The organism is Burkholderia mycopellens, from assembly GCF_964265025.1.
Taxonomy (GTDB): Bacteria; Pseudomonadota; Gammaproteobacteria; order Burkholderiales; family Burkholderiaceae; genus Burkholderia.
Genome location: NZ_OZ183803.1, coordinates 843,124 through 860,615 on the forward strand (window position 1 = coordinate 843,124; position 17,492 = coordinate 860,615).

Consider the following 17,492-nt stretch of genomic DNA (forward strand, 5'->3'; position numbering starts at 1 on the left):
CAACAAAAAGTGTGGACAAGCCCGCGCGTGGCCGCCTCCGGCGTGGCGCGGGCCGCCGTGCCGCGTTTGAAGCGGCGCGGACAAAGTCTTTCGGATCAAGCGCTTGGCCTCGGTATGCGCAGGCTATCCACACGCTTGCCAACACAATCTGTGGACAAGCCGGTTCGCACGCGCGGAAGGCGCCCCGTCACGTGGCGAACGGGCGTGCGAGCGGCGCTTTCCCGGCCGCGTGCCGCATTTGAAGCGGCACGGACAAAGTCTTTCGGATCAAGCGCTTGGTCGCGGTATGCGCAGGCTATCCACATGCTTGCCAACAAAATCTGTGGACAAGCCGCGCAGCCGTGGTGGCGACGATCAGGGCTGCCGATCGTCGACGGTGGGCCAGCGTGCGAACGCGAACACCCACAACATGACGAAGTTCAGGATCGGGACGAACATCGTCAGGATCCACCAGCCCGAATGCCCGGTACGCCGAACGATGCGGACGTACGGATAGATGACGACGGCGACGAGCACGATTGAGACGACCAGTTGCCACGCGGTGAAGTGTTCCATGGTCTTCCTCGGAGTGAAGTGTCGTGGTGCGGCGCCGGCGGAACGGCCGGGCCGTCGAGCCGGCGCGCGAAGTCGGCGATGCGCGTCCGCGTGCGGCTCGCGTGATCTTGACGCGAGGCAGGCGCGAGCGTCAAGGCGACGGCGATGCGCTGCTGTTGCGGAGGATCGTCCGCCTGTGCGCGTGCGCGGGCCGCACGGTGCCGCAACCGTGACGCCGCGCATGAACCGTAGTCCGATCAACGGGTTAGCGCAGGCTTGCGCAGGATATCCACAAGCTTGCCAACAAAATCTGTGGGTAAGTGCGCCGCGCATGGCGGGCACGTGCGAGAACCGACTGCGGCGTGCATCGTCGTGGCGTTGTGATGCGTCGTGCGGCGACGCGGGGGATGCGATGGCCATCCCCGGGGGCTTGTCTGCATCACGCGTGCCAAAGTCCATCGGATCAAGGGCTTAGGGTTGCGGTGCGCAGGATATCCACAAGCTTGCCAACATTTTCTGTGGAGAACTTTGGCGGTGGCAGCGAACTCTTGTCTGGCGGGCAAGATAGACGATGTGGCGAAACGGGGTGTGGCTGCTTCAGGCCATTCCCACACGATCCCCCATCCCGCATGACGAATTGACATGACACCCCGCTGGAGTTGCCCCTGTAATACCGGACGCGGCATCACACTAAGGATTGCTGAATCCATCGAGCGCCGGAACTCGCGAGGCGGGCGATGTTTCAGCGCGCTATGGGAATGCTTCTCGTTGTAATGCTCGAACGCGATGGCCAAATCGCGTGCAGCAGTCGCTGCGTCCGGCGTCGGCATGAAGGCGACGTAGTCGCGCTTCATCGTCTTCACGAAGCTCTCGGCCATCCCGTTACTTTGCGGGCCGCACACCGGCGTGGTCAATGGCTTCAGGCCGATGGGCACTGCGAACCGGCGCGTGTCGTCAGCCGTGTAGCCCGAACCGTTGTCGCTCAGCCACTCGATTTCGGACGGGATATGCAAGTCGTTGCCAAACCGATTTTCCACTGCAGCCAGCATCACGTCGCGCACAATGTCACCGCTGTGGCCTGCCGTCGTGGCCGCCCAGCTCATCGCCTCACGGCCACAGCAATCCAGCGCGAACGTTACGTGCAGTGGCTCGCCATTGTCGCAGCGGAACTCAAAGCCGTCCGAGCACCACCGCTGATTGCTGCGCGCGACGACCACCTTGCCGTCGTGTCGACGTTGGGGGCGGGGCGGAATCGGTCGGCGCTGCATCAGCAACCCATGCGTGCGCATGACACGATAGATGCGCTTGGCGTTGAACGGCACTAGCCCAATCGCGACGCGCTCGTTGCGCAATATGCCCCAAACCCGGCGATAGCCATAGCTGGGCAAATCGCCGACGACCCGGCGGATTTCCTCGACAGCGACCGCGTCGTCAGTCTGCCTCGATTGACGGCCATCGAGCCACGTCGCCGCACGCGCCAGTCGTGCCGATACGTTCGAGCGCGACACGCCGAGAACTTCACAAACCAGTTTCACTGGTCGTCCTCCGGCAGCGAGGGCGAGTGCGCTATCCATTTTTTGCCCGGCCGTACTCGACTGCTTCGCGGAGAATCTCGTTCCCCATGGTCTTCTTGCCGAGCATCCGTTGCAGCTCACGAATCTGCTTGAGCGCGTCGGCCAGTTCCGAGGCCGGAACCACTTCCTCGCCGGCTTTGACCGCTGACAGGCTCCCATCCTGATACAGCTTGCGCCAGTGGAACAGCTGGTTCGGATTCACGCCGTGCTGGCGCGCGACCATCGAAACCGATTTCCCCGGCTCGAAACTCTCGCGAACCATCGCCAGCTTCTGCTCCGCCGTCCGGCGCCGCCGGCGCTCCGGGCCCGTCAACACTTCCATCACTTCCTGCCAGGTGTTAGTCAAAGACACAGTCTTATGCCTGCCCGTTATTGTAAGTGGGTGACTGTGTCCGGCGTTTCAGGGGGCTGCTCCAGGCGTCCAGCACTGAATCCGATGTGCTGGCAGTGTGTCTTGTTATCTCAAGAAGTGAGGATACCTATTGATATGGGTAGTATTTATATCGAATTGTCGTGTAGTTGATTCGGTCTGCTGGTTGTTGTTCTGCTGGTGTGAATTTGCTTCGGCAGACGGCGCAAGCCATGATGGAGGAGCGTCCAGAAGGTTGCAATATGTCCGAGTCGCCCGATTGGGTTCGTGTGAGGCAGCAAGTCACTTGCCGTTGTCCGCTTGAGCCAGCCTCGGCTGTAAAGACGTTGTGTGTGCAACTTATACGCGGGGCATGTCCATTGTCTCAACAAAAAATCACACCCTGTGATTTTTGCCAGGTTTTGTCAATTTCGGACGCGTCTTATGTGATTTTCATGATGTGTTCGGTAAATTCGACGCAGGAGAAATTCCGTTCAACGGAGATGAATCGTGAAAGACAATACCTCAGACAAGGATGTCGCTCGCTTTGGCGATTCAACGGATCACGGCGGCACGGTTGTTCACGTCGCAGACAATGTTATGCGCGGGGGATTTCGGGCGCTGTCCACTGGTGACGAATGCGGCGGTGGGGCAGTATTTGGCCTGCTTGGATCATCAGCGCCCCTTCGTGGCAGCGGGGCCCTTCGCGAGCTCGATGACAATAACGTTGCTGTAGAGGACGCAAATATTATTGCGTCACTGTACAGTCAATACCTTGGATTTCTCGATGATCCGCTTTCATTGGCCGAGCGGGCAATCTCTTATACACAGGAAGCCACTCCATCTGCGTTGCCCGTGCAGGCTGAACCGGGATTGGGTTTGCTCACTATGGTGGAGTTGCCACCGCAACCGGTTACGCCGGTTGCCAAGCCCGAGGGGATCATGGAGCTACTCAGGCCTCCGGTCAAACTTGAACAGCTGTTCGGCGACCTCAGTGGGGCACCGGACCTCTGTGAACCGGAGCAATGGAACGACGTGCTGGGTCTGTTCGCGCCTGCCGAATTCCTTGCTGCCGCATCACTCCGTGCTGCCCAGCGGCCACCCGAACTGACGCGACGTGAACATCATATGGTCGCAATGGATAGCCCCGTGTCCCTGCCGGTCGGGTTGTTGCCTGATAGCGAAACATCCTGACGGGGCAGTCTGCATACGTTCGCCGAGTAGCCCAATACGATCCATCTTATTGTCGGAATCGCCATGTCCAACGCGTTTGATGTTCAGCAGCTATATCCGGTCATGCAGAAATTCAGCCGGCCCCGAACGCTCTCTATCAGTGGGGCTGCCGTTCCGTTATCGCCCAATGGCGAACCTGTATTGCAACTGGTTGCGATCGAAGGCGAGGAAGAACTTTCCAAAATCTACACCTACGATTTGGAGGTTAAAACCTCGCTCGACGCGGGATTGAGTGACGAAGAGGCGGCGAATCTCAATACACTCGACATGATTGGGAAGGAACTGACCGTCACCATCCAGCTTGACGGCATGGGCACTTTTGTCCGTGGAATGCCAGGGGCGACCGGTGCAGCAAACATCGGACGCGGGTTACGCGAAATCAGCGGGATTATCACGGCAGTGAGTTTTTCCGGGCAGTCAAACCGCCAGAGTAGGTATCGACTTAAATTGCAACCGTGGATCGCGCTGGCTGAGAAACGCTCGGATTACAGGATTTTCCAGAATAAGTCTGTTATTGAAATCATTCACGAAGTGCTGAGCGACCACTGCCTCTACTCGTGGGACATGCGGCTAAGCGAGTCCTATCCGAAGCTGGTCTATCAGGTCCAGTATGGCGAAACCGACTTTCATTTTATCCAGCGTCTAATGGAAGAAAACGGGATTTATTGGTTCTTCGAGCATTCAGATACCGTGCATCGCATGGTCCTGGTGGACCAGTTAGGGGCGCACAAGCCGGTTGACAGTGAAGCCTATCAGACGCTGTCGTACTATCCGCCAGGCCGCAGGGTTGACATGGAGCACATCGACAACTTTGATACGACTGCGCGTATCCAGTCAGGTCAGTGGACCACGAACGATTTCGACTTTACCCGGCCAAGGGCAAATCTCGAGGCACAGATTCAGTTGCCGCAGAACACCTCGCACAATACGCTTGAACGTTACGAGTGGCCCGGCGACTACACCGAACTGAAGGCCGGTGAGCAGTTTGCACGGATACGCATGCAGGAAATGCGTGCCCTGGGCGAGCGGGGTACGGGCGGTGGGAATGTGCGGAACGTCGTGTGTGGGACGACTTTTACGCTGGCGGGTTTTCCGCAAGCCGATGCAAACCGCGAATTCCTTGTTATCCGGGCTCGGCTGGATGCGGCTGATCTCGACGAGGCAACCGATACCGGCGAATACCGGATTCGGACACAGTTTGAAGTGCAGCCGGCCACGACCGTTTTCCGTCCACCGCGCACGGTCAGCAAGCCGCGTACAACCGGCCCGCAGACGGCCATTGTTACGGGGGCCGACGGGAGCGAAATCTACACGGACCAGTACGGCCGGGTGAAGGTGAAGTTCCACTGGGACCGCTCGCCAGTACATGATCAGACATCATCCTGCTGGCTGCGGGTCTCCTATCCGTGGGCAGGCAACAACTACGGAACCATCAGCATTCCGCGGGTGGGCTCGGAAGTGATAGTGGACTTCGAGAACGGCGACCCTGACCGGCCATTTGTGACGGGGCGGCACTACAACGCGCACAACATGCCGCCGTGGGAGTTGCCCGCCAATGCGACCCAGAGCGGCACGCTGACGCGCTCCGCCGATAAAGGCGGCTACGAAACCGCCAACGCGCTGCGGTTCGAGGACAGGAAAGGCAGGGAGGAAATATGGTTCCATGCCGAAAGGGATATGCGAACCGAAGTTGAAAACGATGAATCGCTTACGGTTGGACATGATCGCGCGAAGACGGTCGGACATGACGAATCGGTGACGATTGACAACGATCGTACGGAAAAAGTCGGCCGAGGCGAACAGGTCGAGATTGGTGTCGATCGTCGTCACACCATAGGCCAGGATGCGTTTCTTTCGGTTGGACGCGATCACCGCATCCAGATCGGCAAGGATCGAATCGAGGAAACCGGCAACAATCGCAAGGACACTATTGCGGCCAACTTCCAGGTCACGACTGGCGGCAACGCCGAACACAAGGTGCAGGGGCGTCACCAGATCGAAGCGGGACAGGCTATTGAGCGCAAGACCCGCATCTACCAGCTACACGCGGGCGACAAGGCTGAAATCATTGGCCCGGCCGGAAAGATCACGCTCGACGGTGAGGGCGTCACGATTGAAGGAGTCCGGATCAAGCTGAAGGGGCCGGTCCAGACCGATACCGGCTGGGTCAAGAATGCCCTGGACATGCGCTCAGACGTGAACAAGGGCGACCCGTTCACACCGGACTACTTCCCGATTTCAGGCTGACGCCTGCCGTTTATTCCACCAAGGAACCGTGCCTCGTGATTGTGACTTTCCCATTTGAAGACGATCCCTATTACAGCGCCCCGCAGCCAGCGTCTTACCCGCGATCAGCCAGTGCCGCGCTGAGTACGCCAGCACTTGCCCGCAAATATATTGATCTCGCGAAGCACGTCGCGGGAGGGGTATTCCCGGTAGGGCGCAACCGCTTCTGGCACGGCGGCGTACACCTGAGCGGAAAAAAGCCGGTGCGCGCGGTCGCAGACGGCACCATCGTCGCATTCCGACTGGATCGGGACTATATCGACAGCGAACTCGACCGGCAGATCAAGGCGGCCGCACCCGTGAAGGCGTCAGCGTCGAAAGCCAAGCCGCAGCCGTCACCGCCCCGGCAGTTCAGCAGCAGCTTTGTACTGATACGGCACGAGTGCGAGGTCAATAGAGGAGGCGGTGAAATGCAGCCCGTGGCGGGCGTTTCGCAGGGTGTCAGCGCGAGCATCCCCAGATACATCGGAGCGCACTTCTACTCGCTCTACGCGAATCTGCTGCCGCAGAAGCAGTTGCAGAACAAGGCAGTCCTGCCGCCGTTTCTCACGACCACCAATACAATTGTTCCGGTTGCCGCGTTGCGCGGCGACGAAGTAACGGTAAGCGCGGTGATTGATGATGCGCACCACATGGTCAAGATCAGGATTACTGACATCAATACCCGCAACAGTGGCGAAGGATGGATCGAGCGCATGTATCTGGACGTGGAGCCAGGCGCTCCACTGAGGCCCGAGCAGAAAATCCGGCTGGGCTACCCCATTTCATTCATGTATTGCTGTCATCCGACGGAAAAGCGGTGGATGCCGTTGGACCGCACCTTCTCAATGGAATATCCGGTCAGGGCCGGACAGGTGATCGGTTACGCCGGGATAACGGACGGCGATCTTGGCCCGGTGGCGGACAGCTTCCACTTCGAGATTTTTACGGGTGAGAATAAGTTGGTGAGGCAGATGAAGCCGCTTGTTCCGCTGAACATTATCAACCCAAGTTCGTCGTACCAGGAATATGCGGATGGACAGAGAAGCGATGGTATGGGGAAGGTGTGGTTGACGCGGAATGCGACGCTGGCAACAGATGTTTTTTCAAGGGAAGGCAGATTATCCGCATCAAGCATGCAAGTGTTTCCAGCCGGCTCCTGCTTTTTTGGAGCGATCCCCTGCGGGGTGGATGGAACGGTGCCAACTCAAGTTGAGGAATTGATATGTTTCAAACTCTTTGGCATGGATGGAAGCACCTACTACGCGTACGCCGATCAAGTGAGCGCAGCAGCCGATGGGCGGGAATTTGTCCGCGACGCGTGGGTGATGCTGACTACCGATAGCGACTGGGTAGCGCGGGGATGGCAGGCCTATGAGGATAGCGAACTGAACACGACAGACGACGGCTTCGTTGAGGACGACGATGCGGTCATGCAGAAAATCCTGTCCGCCGCACACAAGTCTTCTGCGAGCCTGAGTCTCGAGGATCTTCACGCGGATGGCGTTGACGCGATCTTGCGCACCGCCGCTGTCCGGTTCCACACTGAATGGGACAGCAGTAACAACGGCAAGCGATACGACAAACTTCAGCAAGGTGGCCATCCGCCGCTTCCGCAATTATCCGACAGCCAGCTCAAGGCGTTCTTGCAGGATATTCAGCGTCAGCAGTTCTGGAGCGACGCGAAGGTACAGCAGGACGGTGTGAACAATGCCATGAAGCCGCTATCCACGCCGATGGATACGAAGAACTGGCATTTCCACCCAGTGGGCTTTCTGGCCCAGATGCGGGAATGTCTCGCAACGGACGCAACGCTGTCCGAGGAGGCGTTCGAACTGGAAATCCGGCAGAGCTGGATAACCTGCCTGAAGCTGATCGAGAAGCGCCTCAAACAACTCGAACCCTGGGCGGACGCCAATGCCGCCATGCCTGATGCGCCCTCGGCGCGGGCGCCAGTCGTCAGGGAATATGCGACTCTGCAAACGATTCACAATGTTGCCCATCACGATCTCTGGTCAAACTTCGAATACTGGTTTGGCGTAACGCCCAATGACATCGCTGCCCCGGAGACGTTGCACGGCCAGCTTGCGGCCGCGCCTGCCGGGCATCACGTCCATAACTACCTGAAAGGCATGCGGGAGTTCTTCCGCCATATATCCATGCAACGGGTGGTCAAGGGCGCACTGGGTTTTGAAGCAGGTGCCTATGTGCAGCCGGGGGTGTATCCGGCCAAGGCACTCAAGCCCGCCCAATCAGGCTTCCGGATGGAATACGTCAATATCGCTTGCCAGTATGGTCCATTCTTTCGAAGCTTTAATAACAGGGATCCGGTCGATCAGAACCGTATGGAAATCCAGTTGCACGAGGTGGCGCATTTGCAGAATACCGCTCATGCCAAGGACCAGAAGGTCGATGTTAACGGGGCACATGACCCTGACGGATACAACGGAAAGACTGCCTATGGAGCACGCGCGGCACGGGTGCTCGCCGAGTTCACGCCCAACAGGGCGTTAGCTAATGCCGAAAGTATTGCATTTTTTATCGAGAGTGCGAAGGATGAAGCCTGACCGTCTGACAATGAACGGCGTTCGCGCCATTATTTTGATTGGAGGGATGGTGGCGCTGCTCGGCTGCTCGTCCCTTGCGGAACAGCACGCGGCGCCGCCTTCGAACCAAACTACGAAAAGTTCTATGACCGACAAGCAAAGTGGAAACCAGACGGGTGTCGTGCCGGATGAGCGGGTAACCTGGGTCAAGAGTCCGCTGATTACGCAGATTAGTTTTCATGACGCCATCGTACGTGCCAGCAGCATCAAGATACGGTACGGATTTTCATGCATCAATCCAAGTGAGAAAGATGCTAAATGGACTGACATGCCGACACCGGATGATCCTGTCATTCGGTTGTATTCAGAAGGCAAGCGCATTAATCCCGAGCCCCTGCGTAAGGATGACGGCATTATAGCTCTCAAGGCTCCCCCCAGAGATGACGAGATAAAGGCGAACGCTAGCGTAGTAAAAGCAAAAAGCAAATGGACTTCAGATGGGCCGGGTGAATTTGTAATCGCGAATAGCCAGTTTCTCACCGGCACGCACGTCTACGAGATGGTCTACTGGCATACGCAACTCGACTGGATCGACGTGCGCGAGGTTCTGGACCGTACCGATACGGGCAAAGGCAGGATGATGTATCCGATCACGGATAACGCGCCGTCGAACCGCCTCTATTTCAGGGTCTACAAGCCGACCGATGAAGAAGCGCGTGAGGGGCGGCACATTGAATTCCTCGGCGAAGTGGATGCCAGTACGCAGGTCCCCGCGCTGCCGTACGCCCGTCCGGGCGACTACGCGCCAAAGACCGGCTATTGGGCTGCGACGGGCAAGAGCATCGAACGGCTCGGAGGCTATTACGAAGTGTTCGTCAAGGAAGGAGATTCACTGCCGAACCTGCCGGGGGACCGGGGCGTGGACCCCTTCAGCTTCCAGTGGAAGTACGTGGGCGAACAGAGTGCCGCCGCTGGAAAGTAACGGGTACTCGCCGAGTTCACGCCCAACAGGGCGTTAGCTAATGCCGAAAGTATTGCATTTTTATCGAGAGCGCGAAGGATGAAGCTTGACCGTCTGACAATGAACGGCGTTCGCGCCATTATTTCGATTGGAGGGATGATCGCACTGGTCGGCTGCTCGTCCCTTGCGGAACAGCAAGCGACGCCGCCTTCGAACCAAACTACGAAAATTTCTATGACCGACAAGCAAAGTGAAAACCAGACGGGTGTCGTGCCGAATGAGCGGGTAACCTGGGTCAAGAATCCGCTGATCACGCAGATCAGGTTTCATGACGCAATTGTGCGTAATAACAGTGTAAAAATACGGTACTACACCACATACATAAATCCGAGCGATGGGGACGTTAAGACAACAGGCAAGCCTACGCCGGATGGCCCTGCAATGCGGCTGTATTCGGGGGGCAAGGAGATTAAGCCTGCCCCGCCTAAGTACAGTGGCATTGAGCCTTATGTCGCCGCTCCCCGGGACGAAGATATAAAGCGATCTACCTATGTGATGAAGGCAAAGGAGAAATGGGTAGGCGAGGTTGCAGACGAATTTGTAATCGCGAATAGCCAGTTTCTCACCGGCACGCACGTCTACGAGATGGTCTACTGGCATACGCAACTCGACTGGATCGACGTGCGCGAGGTTCTGGACCGTACCGATACGGGCAAAGGCAGGATGATGTATCCGATCACCGATAACGCGCCGTCGAACCGCCTCTATTTCAGGGTCTATAAGCCGACCGATGAAGAGGCGCGTGAGGGGCGGCACATTGAATTCCTTGGCGAGGTGGATGCCAGTACGCAAGTCCCCGCGCTGCCGTACGCCCGTCCGGGCGACTACGCGCCAAAGACCGGCTATTGGGCCGCGACGGGCAAGAGCATCGAACGGCTCGGAGGCTATTACGAAGTGTTCGTCAAGGAAGGGGATTCACTGCCGAACCTGCCGGGGGACCGGGGCGTGGACCCCTTCAGCTTCCAGTGGAAGTACGTGGGCGAACAGAGTGCCGCCGTCGGAAAGTAACGGCTGATCATTATCACCATCCAGGCTTCCGGATGGAATACGTCAATATCGCTTGCCAGTATGGTTCATTCTTCCGAAGCTTTAATAACAGGGATCCGGTCGATCAGAACTGTATGGAAATCCGGTTGCACGAGGTGGCGCATTTGCAGAATACCGCTCATGCCAAGGACCAGAAGGTCGATGTTAACGGGGCACATGACCCTGATAGATACAACGGACAGACTACCTATGGGGCACGCGCGGCACGGGTACTCGCCGAGTTCACGCCCAACAAGGCATTAACTAATACCGAAAGTATTGCATTTTTTATCGAGAGCGCGAAGGATGAAGCCTGACCGTCTGACAATGAACGGTGCCCGTCTCGTTGTTTCGATCTGGGGGATGGTGGCGCTGCTCGGCTGCTCGTCCCTTGCGGAACAGCACGCGGTGCCGCCTTCGAACCAAACTACGAAAATTTCTATGACCGACAAGCAAAGTGGAAACCAGACGGGCGTCGTGCCGAATGAGCGGGTAACCTGGGTCAAGAATCCGCTGATCACGCAGATCAGATTCCATGACGCAATCGTACGTGACGACAGTATTAAAATGCGGTACTACCTTTCCTATATCAATCCAAGTAAACAGGACGTTAAGTGGACCGGTAAACCGACACCTGATGGTCCTGCAATGCGGCTGTATTCAGGGGGCAAGGAGATTAAGCCTGCCCCGCCTAAGCATCGTGACATTGAACCTTATGTCGCCGCTCCCCGGGATGAGGAAATAAAACTGTACGCCAACAAGGTTAAGGCTGAAAGCAAATGGACTTCAGATGGCCCCGGTGAATTTGTGATTATGAACAGCCAGTTCCTTCCTGGCACACACGTCTACGAGATGGTCTACTGGCATACGCAACTCGACTGGATCGACGTGCGCGAGGTTCTGGACCGTACCGATACGGGCAAAGGCAGGATGATGTATCCGATCACGGATAACGCGCCGTCGAACCGCCTCCATTTCAGGGTCTACAAGCCGACCGATGAAGAAGCGCGTGAGGGGCGGCACATTGAATTCCTTGGCGAAGTGGATGCCCGTACGCAGGTCCCCGCGCTGCCGTACGCCCGTCCGGGCGACTACGCGCCAAAGACCGGCTATTGGGCCGCGACGGGCAAGAGCATCGAAAGGCTCGGCGGCTATCACGAAGTGTTCGCCAAGGAAGGGGATTCACTGCCGAACCTGCCGGGGGACCGGGGCGTGGACCCCTTCAGCTTCCAGTGGAAGTACGTGGGCGACCACAGTCAGGCTAGCGGGCAATGACAGCAGATTACTTCCAGGATGTATTCATGCCCAATCGTGAACCGGTGTATACCAAAGAAATCGCATTTCTATTAAGAGCACGAAAGATGAGACATCACCATCGGACGATGCGCGGTACCGGAGTGGTTGTTCTGACAGCGGGGCTTGTAGCGGCGTCGGCCTGCTTTGCCTCGCCAGTATCGCAAGCCTTTCCGTTACCGACCAGTCCCTTGACTGACAAGCAAAGTGCCAACCAGACCGACGTCGTCCCGGATGAGCGCGTTGGTTGGGTCAAGAATCCGCTGATTACGCAGATCAGGTTTCGTGACGGAAAGCTTGGCAGCAACTACGTCGAAATCCATTATTACCTGTCTTACATCAATTCGAGCGACAGGGACTTTAAATGGACTGATGGGCCAGCACCGAATGTTCCCCGAATACAATTGTATTCAGAAGGCAAGCGCATCGATCCCGCTCCACCACCCAAGGATGACGGCATTATGACTATCAGGCCGGCCCCTAGGGATGAAGAGAGAGAGGCGAATCCTCGTGTCCTAAAAGCAAAAAGCCAATGGATTTCAGATATACCTAGTGAGTTTGTGATCGTGAACACCCAGTTCCTTCCAGGCAATCACGTTTATGAAATCGTCTACTGGCATCCGAAGCACGACTGGGCTGAGATCCGCAAGGCTCAGGAACGTCCGGATTCGCAGGGCAGGGGCAGGATGAGGTACTCGATCACGGATAACGCACCGTCGAACCGCCTCTATTTCAGGGTCTATAAGCCGACCGATGAAGAAGCGCGTGAGGGGCGGCACATTGAATTCCTCGGCGAAGTGGATGCCAGTACGCAGGTCCCCGCGCTGCCGTACGCCCGTCCGGGCGACTACGCGACAAAGACCGGCTATTGGGCCGCGACGGGCAAGAGCATCGAACGGCTCGGAGGCTATTACGAAGTGTTCGTCAAGGAAGGAGATTCACTGCCGAACCTGCCGGGGGACCGGGGCGTGGACCCCTTCAGCTTCCAGTGGAAGTACGTGGGCGAACAGAGTGCCGCCGCTGGAAAGTAACGGCTGATCAATATCACCATCGGAGATTTTCATGCGACCCGTTGTGCTTGTCGGCCATCGCCATGTCTGTCCATTGCACGGACCTGGGACTGTTATCAGCGGCACGGACGGCGTGACAGTCGGGGGGAGAAAAGCGGCCTGTGTCGGTGACTCTACGAGTTGCGGTGCTGTCATCGTCACCGGGGGCGTAACCACGTTTGGTGGCCGGGCGGTCGCCCGCGAGGGTGACACTACCAGCCACGGCGGCACGCTGGTCGAGGGTGATAACGGCTGGTTGCTTGATTGAGCGGAACAGGGAAAGCACGCCATGATTCAACTTCCAAGCAGACATGCACCGGGCGACGCATCGGCGTCCGCCGAGTCACCGCAGTTTGTCGCTGTTCGCATGCCTCTCTATAGTAGACAGGGCGGGGGGCTACCGTTTGTGTGGCGGCAGGCAAAGTTCTTCACGCTTTCGCGTCTTACTTTGACGCGATGATCAGAGCAACGCACTTGGCTACGCCGAACAGCCGCATCGGTGTTTGGGGATAGGGCATTTGCCGCCGGGGACGATCCAGCCATCCAACCGGGATGGGTACAACGTGCTTCTGCAAACGGGTCGGGCCGCCCGCCAGGGACGATTGATTACTGGACCGGACAACCAGCCGCCAGGACGTTTTCTTAAGCTTCGCCGGGCAGGTCATGCCCTCACGCCGTGCAGATACCGGCGACGCCGACTTTCTGGAACAGGTGCGGGCTTGCGACGGCGGACGACGGATAGGCCGACAGCTTGGCGACGAACTCCGGATGCGTGAAGGCCGCGCGAAACGCTTCGGTCGATTCCCAGATCGCGCAGTTCAGATAAGTCGGACTGTCGCCGAGCGCGCGATGCAACTGGGTCGAGATGAATCCCGGCTGCCGCTTCATGAATTCGGCGTCGTCCTTCCACACGGCGAGAAAGTCCGCTTCGTCGGCGGCGGCCAACGTGAACACGTTGACGAGGACAACCGGCTCCGCGTCGATGGCGATCTGTTGCTGGATCGGAAACGCCGGATCCAGCGGCTTGAAATGAGGCATGGGAACTCCTGCGGGTGAGGGTGAGGGGGGGCTGAGCGCTCACGTCGGTGCATCGGCACCATGTGCGCGGGACATCGCCGACAGCACGCGGATCGCCGCATCCAGGTCAGCCGAACTGAAGTCGCCGGCGATCTCGCGGACATGCTGTTGCCACTGCCCGACCACGGCCTGGTAGGCCGCCTCGCCGCGAGGCGTCAGCGCATACAAGGGCGAGCGCTTGTGCGCCGGGTTGGGCAGCGACTGAACCAGCCCTTCGTCGGTCAGCACGTTGATCTGTTTCAGCACCGCCTGCCGCGTGATGCCCATCGCGTCGGCGATCTGCGGGATGTTCGGGGCTTCCGGCGCCAGCGAGATGGCGCCCAGCACCTGCCAGCGCGCGCTGGTCAGGCCGTGCGGCCCGGCAAAGGTGTTGCCCCATTCGATCAGCAGGCCGTTCAAGCGGAATACGGACAGCGCGACGGCGGTCAACTTCGCGGATTTCGTCATGTTCGATACGCGGGATGAATTGACAACTACTTTACGTATTGGACAACTGGTTGTCAATTTGGCGAATGCATCTTCCTGAACGAGAGCGGTTCGGTAAACTGGCGACGCGATCCGGCACCGGTAACATTTGCCGCGCCGGATGGCGGTCCGACAATAAAGAACCTGGAGAGAAATCAGTGAGAACGATCCGGAAAGCGATCGCCGTGCCGTTGGTGGCGGTGGCATGCGGCACGAGTGCGCATGCCTGTACGCCGCCCTACCATCACACCGAGTATTTCGGCGAAAGCACCTACCTGAGTGACGAAGTTCGCGACAAGGTGCTCGACGACATCCGTGCCAATCACTACACCGTCATCGAACCGCAAATCGGCTTGCTGTTCTATGCGATCGTCAGGAAGGGCGACGGGATCTATCTGGGCACTGACCGGATCGCGACGGGGAACGATTCGTTCTGGTACCTCGGGAATGGCTATTACCAGTTGAACGGCCAGATCTATTTCCTGGGTGAACACGTCGGTGCGTATCCGCTCAACGGAACCGTGGTCGTGCACACCGAGGATCGGACCCGGCAAAAGCCGGATGACTATCCCAAGGGCCGGCTGTTTTGCGTCGTGACGCGTCACGCCAGCATCCTCGAAACCTCGACCGGCCTGCGGATCGAGCGAATCGTCAACGACAGCTGAGCGGGATGCGTGATTGACCCGCGCTGGCGCATTTGCCGCGCACGCCTGGCAAACCCTTTCCGATCAATGGCTTGGTGCTGTTAATGGACGGTTGTCCACAAGCTTGCCAACACAATCTGTGGACAAGCCGCGCGATGCGCGCGGGTCAGGCCGGCAGCGGAAAGCGCACCGTGACGGTCAGCCCGTGCCCGCCGCGCGTGGTGCCGAGCGCAACCGTTGCGCAATGCTGTTCGGCGATCCGCTTGACGATCGACAGCCCGAGCCCGCTGCCCGACGACGTGACGGCCTGCGCGCCCGCGCCGCGATAGAAGCGCTCCCACACGTCGGTGCGTTCGGCCTCCGGAATCCCCGGGCCGTCGTCGGCGACTTCGAGCACGGGCGTCGCGCCGTCGATGCGTGCAGACACATCGACACGCGCGCCGTCGCCCGCATAGCGGATCGCGTTGTCGACGAGGTTGTTCAGCAGTACGCGCAGCGTGTCCGCATTGCCCGACGTCATCACCGGCGTCGACACGATCGCGCCGAGATCGATCCGGTGTGCGTCGGCGACGCGCGTGCGATCCGAAACTACGGACCGGCACAGCGCGGCGAGATCGACGGGGGCCGACACGGCGGCGGCCGCCTGCGCATCGGGTTCGAGGCGAGCGAGCGTCAGCAACTGCTCGGCGAGGTGGCCGAGGCGCGTCGTGCCTGCATGGATCTGCGCGAGGATCTGCTCGCGTTCTTCGGCGGTCGCCGCGCGCCGCAGCAATTGCGACTGGATCGACAGGCCCATGATCGGCGTGCGCAACTCGTGTGCGGCATCGGCGATGAAGTGACGCTGCAGCGTGAACGAGCGGTCGAGGCGCGCGAGCAGGTCGTTGATCGCTTCGGCGAGCGGTCGGACTTCGTTCGGCATCGAGCCGACGTCGACCGGTTCCAGATTGTTCGCATTCCTGCGCTTGAGGCCGGATGCAATCGTACGCAGCGGCCGCAACCCGGCGCCGATGCCGAACCACAGGCCGATCGCGAGCAGCGGCAGCATCGAGAACACGGGCCACAGCAGGTGCACGGCGATGCCCGCGATCGCTTCCCATCGGGCATGGCGTGCCTGCGCGAGCCGGATCGTCGTGCCGCCGCGCTGGGTCACATAGGTGCGCCATGGCTGGCCGGCAACGTCGACACTTGCGATGCCCTTCTGCTCGGGCGGCGGCAGTTTCGAATCGCGGTCGGTCGAATACACGAGCGTGCCGTTGCGCCAGACCTGCAGCAGTACGGCGTCGGGGTCGCTCGCTTCGAAACCGTGCTTGCCATTGGCGTGGTTGCTGAACGACAGCTCGCCGTTCGGACCGACGACGATCTGCTTCGACATGCTGCGCATCTGGTCGTCGAGCAGGTCGTCGAGCTCGCGCAGCGCGCCCCAGTAGGTGCCCGCGCTCGCGACGAGGCCGATCACGCATGCGGCCGGCAGCAGCCACGTCAGCAGGCGCCGCCGCAGCGATGCGTTGCGCCAGCGCGCGATCGCGCGTTGCATGCGCGTCACGGGCCGTCACCGATCCGGTAGCCGACGCCGCGCACCGTGCGGATCGTGTCGTGGCCGAGTTTCTTGCGCAGGTTGTGGATGTGCACTTGCACGGCGTTGCTCTCGATTTCCTCGCCCCAGCTGTACAGCCGCTCCTCGAACTGCTCGCGCGAAATCACCGCACCCGGGTCGCGCATCAGCTCGTGCAGCAGCACGAACTCCTTCGGCGACAGCGGCACTTCGTCGTCGTTGAGCCAGACGAGGTGCTTGACGGGGTCGAGCCGCAGCGGGCCGATCGCGAGCGTCGTCTGCGCGCGGCCCGCGTGGCGGCGGTTTACGGCGCGGATACGGGCGAGCAGTTCGTCGAGCTCGAACGGCTTGACGAGATAGTCGTCCGCACCGCTGTCGAGGCCTGCGATGCGGTCGGGCACGCCGTCGCGCGCGGTGATGATGATCGCGGGGAGGTTTTCGTCGCGGCGGCGCAGCGCGGCGAGCACCGACAGGCCGTCGCGGTTCGGCAGCCCGAGATCGAGCAGCAGCAGGCCGTAGCCGGTCGCGCGCAGCGCGAGCGACGCGGCGTCGCCGTCCTTCACCCAGTCGACCGCGAAGCCCTCCTGTTTGAGGCCCTGTTCGAGCCCGCTGCCGATCAGCGGATCGTCCTCGACGAGCAATACGCGCATGAATTGGTGTCTCTTCAACGGGGCGCCGTGGCACCCGGGGTTCCCATGATAAGCGCCCGTGTCTTAGGCGCACCTTAAATGCGGGCGGCGCGCGGCGGGCGTTGGCGGGCGTTCGATGCGGCACCGTGTCGCTTCGGTGCGGCCTTCAGGTTTGCTTAATCTTACGGTCCGTAATCTGGGGCCGTCGCGTTCAACGGGGCGCGGCGCCACATCG

The 17,492-nt window shown here is 59.5% G+C and carries 15 protein-coding genes and 1 pseudogene; 10 read left to right on the forward strand and 6 right to left on the reverse strand.

The window, feature by feature from the left end:
- Positions 1 to 354: 354 nt before the first annotated feature.
- Positions 355 to 555: a hypothetical protein gene (locus tag ACPTTC_RS22020; RefSeq protein WP_175953251.1), complete on the reverse strand. Its 201-nt coding sequence runs from the start codon at positions 553 to 555 to the stop codon at positions 355 to 357.
- A 671-nt stretch (positions 556 to 1,226) separates the two neighbouring features.
- Positions 1,227 to 2,430, reverse strand: a pseudogene (locus ACPTTC_RS22025) (IS3 family transposase); the annotation flags it as partial.
- A 537-nt stretch (positions 2,431 to 2,967) separates the two neighbouring features.
- Here ACPTTC_RS22025 and ACPTTC_RS22030 point away from each other — a divergent pair.
- The 9 genes from ACPTTC_RS22030 (at position 2,968) to ACPTTC_RS22070 (ending at position 13,158) form a co-directional block, all read left to right on the forward strand.
- Positions 2,968 to 3,651, forward strand: coding sequence for a TagK domain-containing protein (locus ACPTTC_RS22030; protein ID WP_423393897.1), 684 nt, complete (start codon positions 2,968 to 2,970; stop codon positions 3,649 to 3,651).
- Positions 3,652 to 3,714: 63 nt separating this feature from the next.
- On the forward strand, positions 3,715 to 5,937 hold the full coding sequence (locus ACPTTC_RS22035) for a type VI secretion system Vgr family protein (RefSeq protein WP_423393898.1): 2,223 nt from the start codon (positions 3,715 to 3,717) through the stop codon (positions 5,935 to 5,937).
- A gap of 35 nt (positions 5,938 to 5,972) precedes the next feature.
- A complete protein-coding gene (locus ACPTTC_RS22040; protein ID WP_423393899.1) occupies positions 5,973 to 8,522 on the forward strand; it encodes a hypothetical protein in 2,550 nt (849 codons plus the stop codon).
- Entirely contained in the window at positions 8,512 to 9,483 is a 972-nt protein-coding gene (locus tag ACPTTC_RS22045) for a hypothetical protein (protein WP_423393900.1), read from the forward strand. Before ACPTTC_RS22040 ends, ACPTTC_RS22045 begins: the two co-directional genes overlap by 11 nt.
- Before the next feature lie 78 nt (positions 9,484 to 9,561).
- On the forward strand, positions 9,562 to 10,530 hold the full coding sequence (locus ACPTTC_RS22050) for a hypothetical protein (RefSeq protein ID WP_423393901.1): 969 nt from the start codon (positions 9,562 to 9,564) through the stop codon (positions 10,528 to 10,530).
- Between the two features lie 32 nt (positions 10,531 to 10,562).
- Positions 10,563 to 10,865 (forward strand): hypothetical protein, encoded by a 303-nt coding sequence (locus ACPTTC_RS22055; protein ID WP_423393902.1) that lies wholly within the window; start codon positions 10,563 to 10,565, stop codon positions 10,863 to 10,865.
- Positions 10,855 to 11,823 (forward strand): hypothetical protein, encoded by a 969-nt coding sequence (locus ACPTTC_RS22060; RefSeq protein WP_423393903.1) that lies wholly within the window; start codon positions 10,855 to 10,857, stop codon positions 11,821 to 11,823. Before ACPTTC_RS22055 ends, ACPTTC_RS22060 begins: the two co-directional genes overlap by 11 nt.
- On the forward strand, positions 11,820 to 12,872 hold the full coding sequence (locus tag ACPTTC_RS22065) for a hypothetical protein (RefSeq protein ID WP_423393904.1): 1,053 nt from the start codon (positions 11,820 to 11,822) through the stop codon (positions 12,870 to 12,872). Before ACPTTC_RS22060 ends, ACPTTC_RS22065 begins: the two co-directional genes overlap by 4 nt.
- A gap of 31 nt (positions 12,873 to 12,903) precedes the next feature.
- The gene (locus tag ACPTTC_RS22070; protein WP_080334425.1) at positions 12,904 to 13,158 is read left to right on the forward strand and encodes a PAAR domain-containing protein; all 255 of its coding nucleotides are present in this window, start codon (positions 12,904 to 12,906) and stop codon (positions 13,156 to 13,158) included.
- A 401-nt stretch (positions 13,159 to 13,559) separates the two neighbouring features.
- Here the strand turns inward: ACPTTC_RS22070 and ACPTTC_RS22075 are convergent, their stop codons facing one another.
- On the reverse strand, positions 13,560 to 13,928 hold the full coding sequence (locus ACPTTC_RS22075) for an antibiotic biosynthesis monooxygenase family protein (RefSeq protein ID WP_423393905.1): 369 nt from the start codon (positions 13,926 to 13,928) through the stop codon (positions 13,560 to 13,562).
- Positions 13,929 to 13,967: 39 nt separating this feature from the next.
- A complete protein-coding gene (locus ACPTTC_RS22080) occupies positions 13,968 to 14,414 on the reverse strand; it encodes a MarR family winged helix-turn-helix transcriptional regulator (RefSeq protein WP_423393906.1) in 447 nt (148 codons plus the stop codon).
- Between the two features lie 65 nt (positions 14,415 to 14,479).
- On the opposite strand from ACPTTC_RS22080, the gene ACPTTC_RS22085 reads away from it, so the two are divergent.
- Entirely contained in the window at positions 14,480 to 15,097 is a 618-nt protein-coding gene (locus tag ACPTTC_RS22085) for a hypothetical protein (protein WP_423393907.1), read from the forward strand.
- A gap of 145 nt (positions 15,098 to 15,242) precedes the next feature.
- Here ACPTTC_RS22085 and ACPTTC_RS22090 read toward each other — a convergent pair whose 3' ends face one another.
- Positions 15,243 to 16,610 (reverse strand): ATP-binding protein, encoded by a 1,368-nt coding sequence (locus ACPTTC_RS22090; RefSeq protein ID WP_423393908.1) that lies wholly within the window; start codon positions 16,608 to 16,610, stop codon positions 15,243 to 15,245.
- 5 nt (positions 16,611 to 16,615) lie between these two features.
- Positions 16,616 to 17,278 (reverse strand): response regulator, encoded by a 663-nt coding sequence (locus ACPTTC_RS22095; protein WP_423393909.1) that lies wholly within the window; start codon positions 17,276 to 17,278, stop codon positions 16,616 to 16,618.
- Positions 17,279 to 17,492 lie beyond the last annotated feature (214 nt).

Excerpts from the sequence above, each read along its gene's own strand:
- ACPTTC_RS22050 (WP_423393901.1), top strand. The coding sequence starts at position 9,562 with ATGAAGCTTGACCGTCTGACAATGAACGGCGTTCGCGCCATTATTTCG.
- ACPTTC_RS22095 (WP_423393909.1), bottom strand. The coding sequence starts at position 17,278 with ATGCGCGTATTGCTCGTCGAGGACGATCCGCTGATCGGCAGCGGGCTC.
- ACPTTC_RS22070 (WP_080334425.1), top strand. The coding sequence starts at position 12,904 with ATGCGACCCGTTGTGCTTGTCGGCCATCGCCATGTCTGTCCATTGCAC.
- ACPTTC_RS22065 (WP_423393904.1), top strand. The coding sequence starts at position 11,820 with ATGACAGCAGATTACTTCCAGGATGTATTCATGCCCAATCGTGAACCG.
- ACPTTC_RS22035 (WP_423393898.1), top strand. The coding sequence starts at position 3,715 with ATGTCCAACGCGTTTGATGTTCAGCAGCTATATCCGGTCATGCAGAAA.
- ACPTTC_RS22020 (WP_175953251.1), bottom strand. The coding sequence starts at position 555 with ATGGAACACTTCACCGCGTGGCAACTGGTCGTCTCAATCGTGCTCGTC.
- ACPTTC_RS22055 (WP_423393902.1), top strand. The coding sequence starts at position 10,563 with ATGGAATACGTCAATATCGCTTGCCAGTATGGTTCATTCTTCCGAAGC.
- ACPTTC_RS22060 (WP_423393903.1), top strand. The coding sequence starts at position 10,855 with ATGAAGCCTGACCGTCTGACAATGAACGGTGCCCGTCTCGTTGTTTCG.
- ACPTTC_RS22080 (WP_423393906.1), bottom strand. The coding sequence starts at position 14,414 with ATGACGAAATCCGCGAAGTTGACCGCCGTCGCGCTGTCCGTATTCCGC.
- ACPTTC_RS22090 (WP_423393908.1), bottom strand. The coding sequence starts at position 16,610 with ATGCAACGCGCGATCGCGCGCTGGCGCAACGCATCGCTGCGGCGGCGC.
- ACPTTC_RS22085 (WP_423393907.1), top strand. The coding sequence starts at position 14,480 with ATGCATCTTCCTGAACGAGAGCGGTTCGGTAAACTGGCGACGCGATCC.
- ACPTTC_RS22075 (WP_423393905.1), bottom strand. The coding sequence starts at position 13,928 with ATGCCTCATTTCAAGCCGCTGGATCCGGCGTTTCCGATCCAGCAACAG.
- ACPTTC_RS22045 (WP_423393900.1), top strand. The coding sequence starts at position 8,512 with ATGAAGCCTGACCGTCTGACAATGAACGGCGTTCGCGCCATTATTTTG.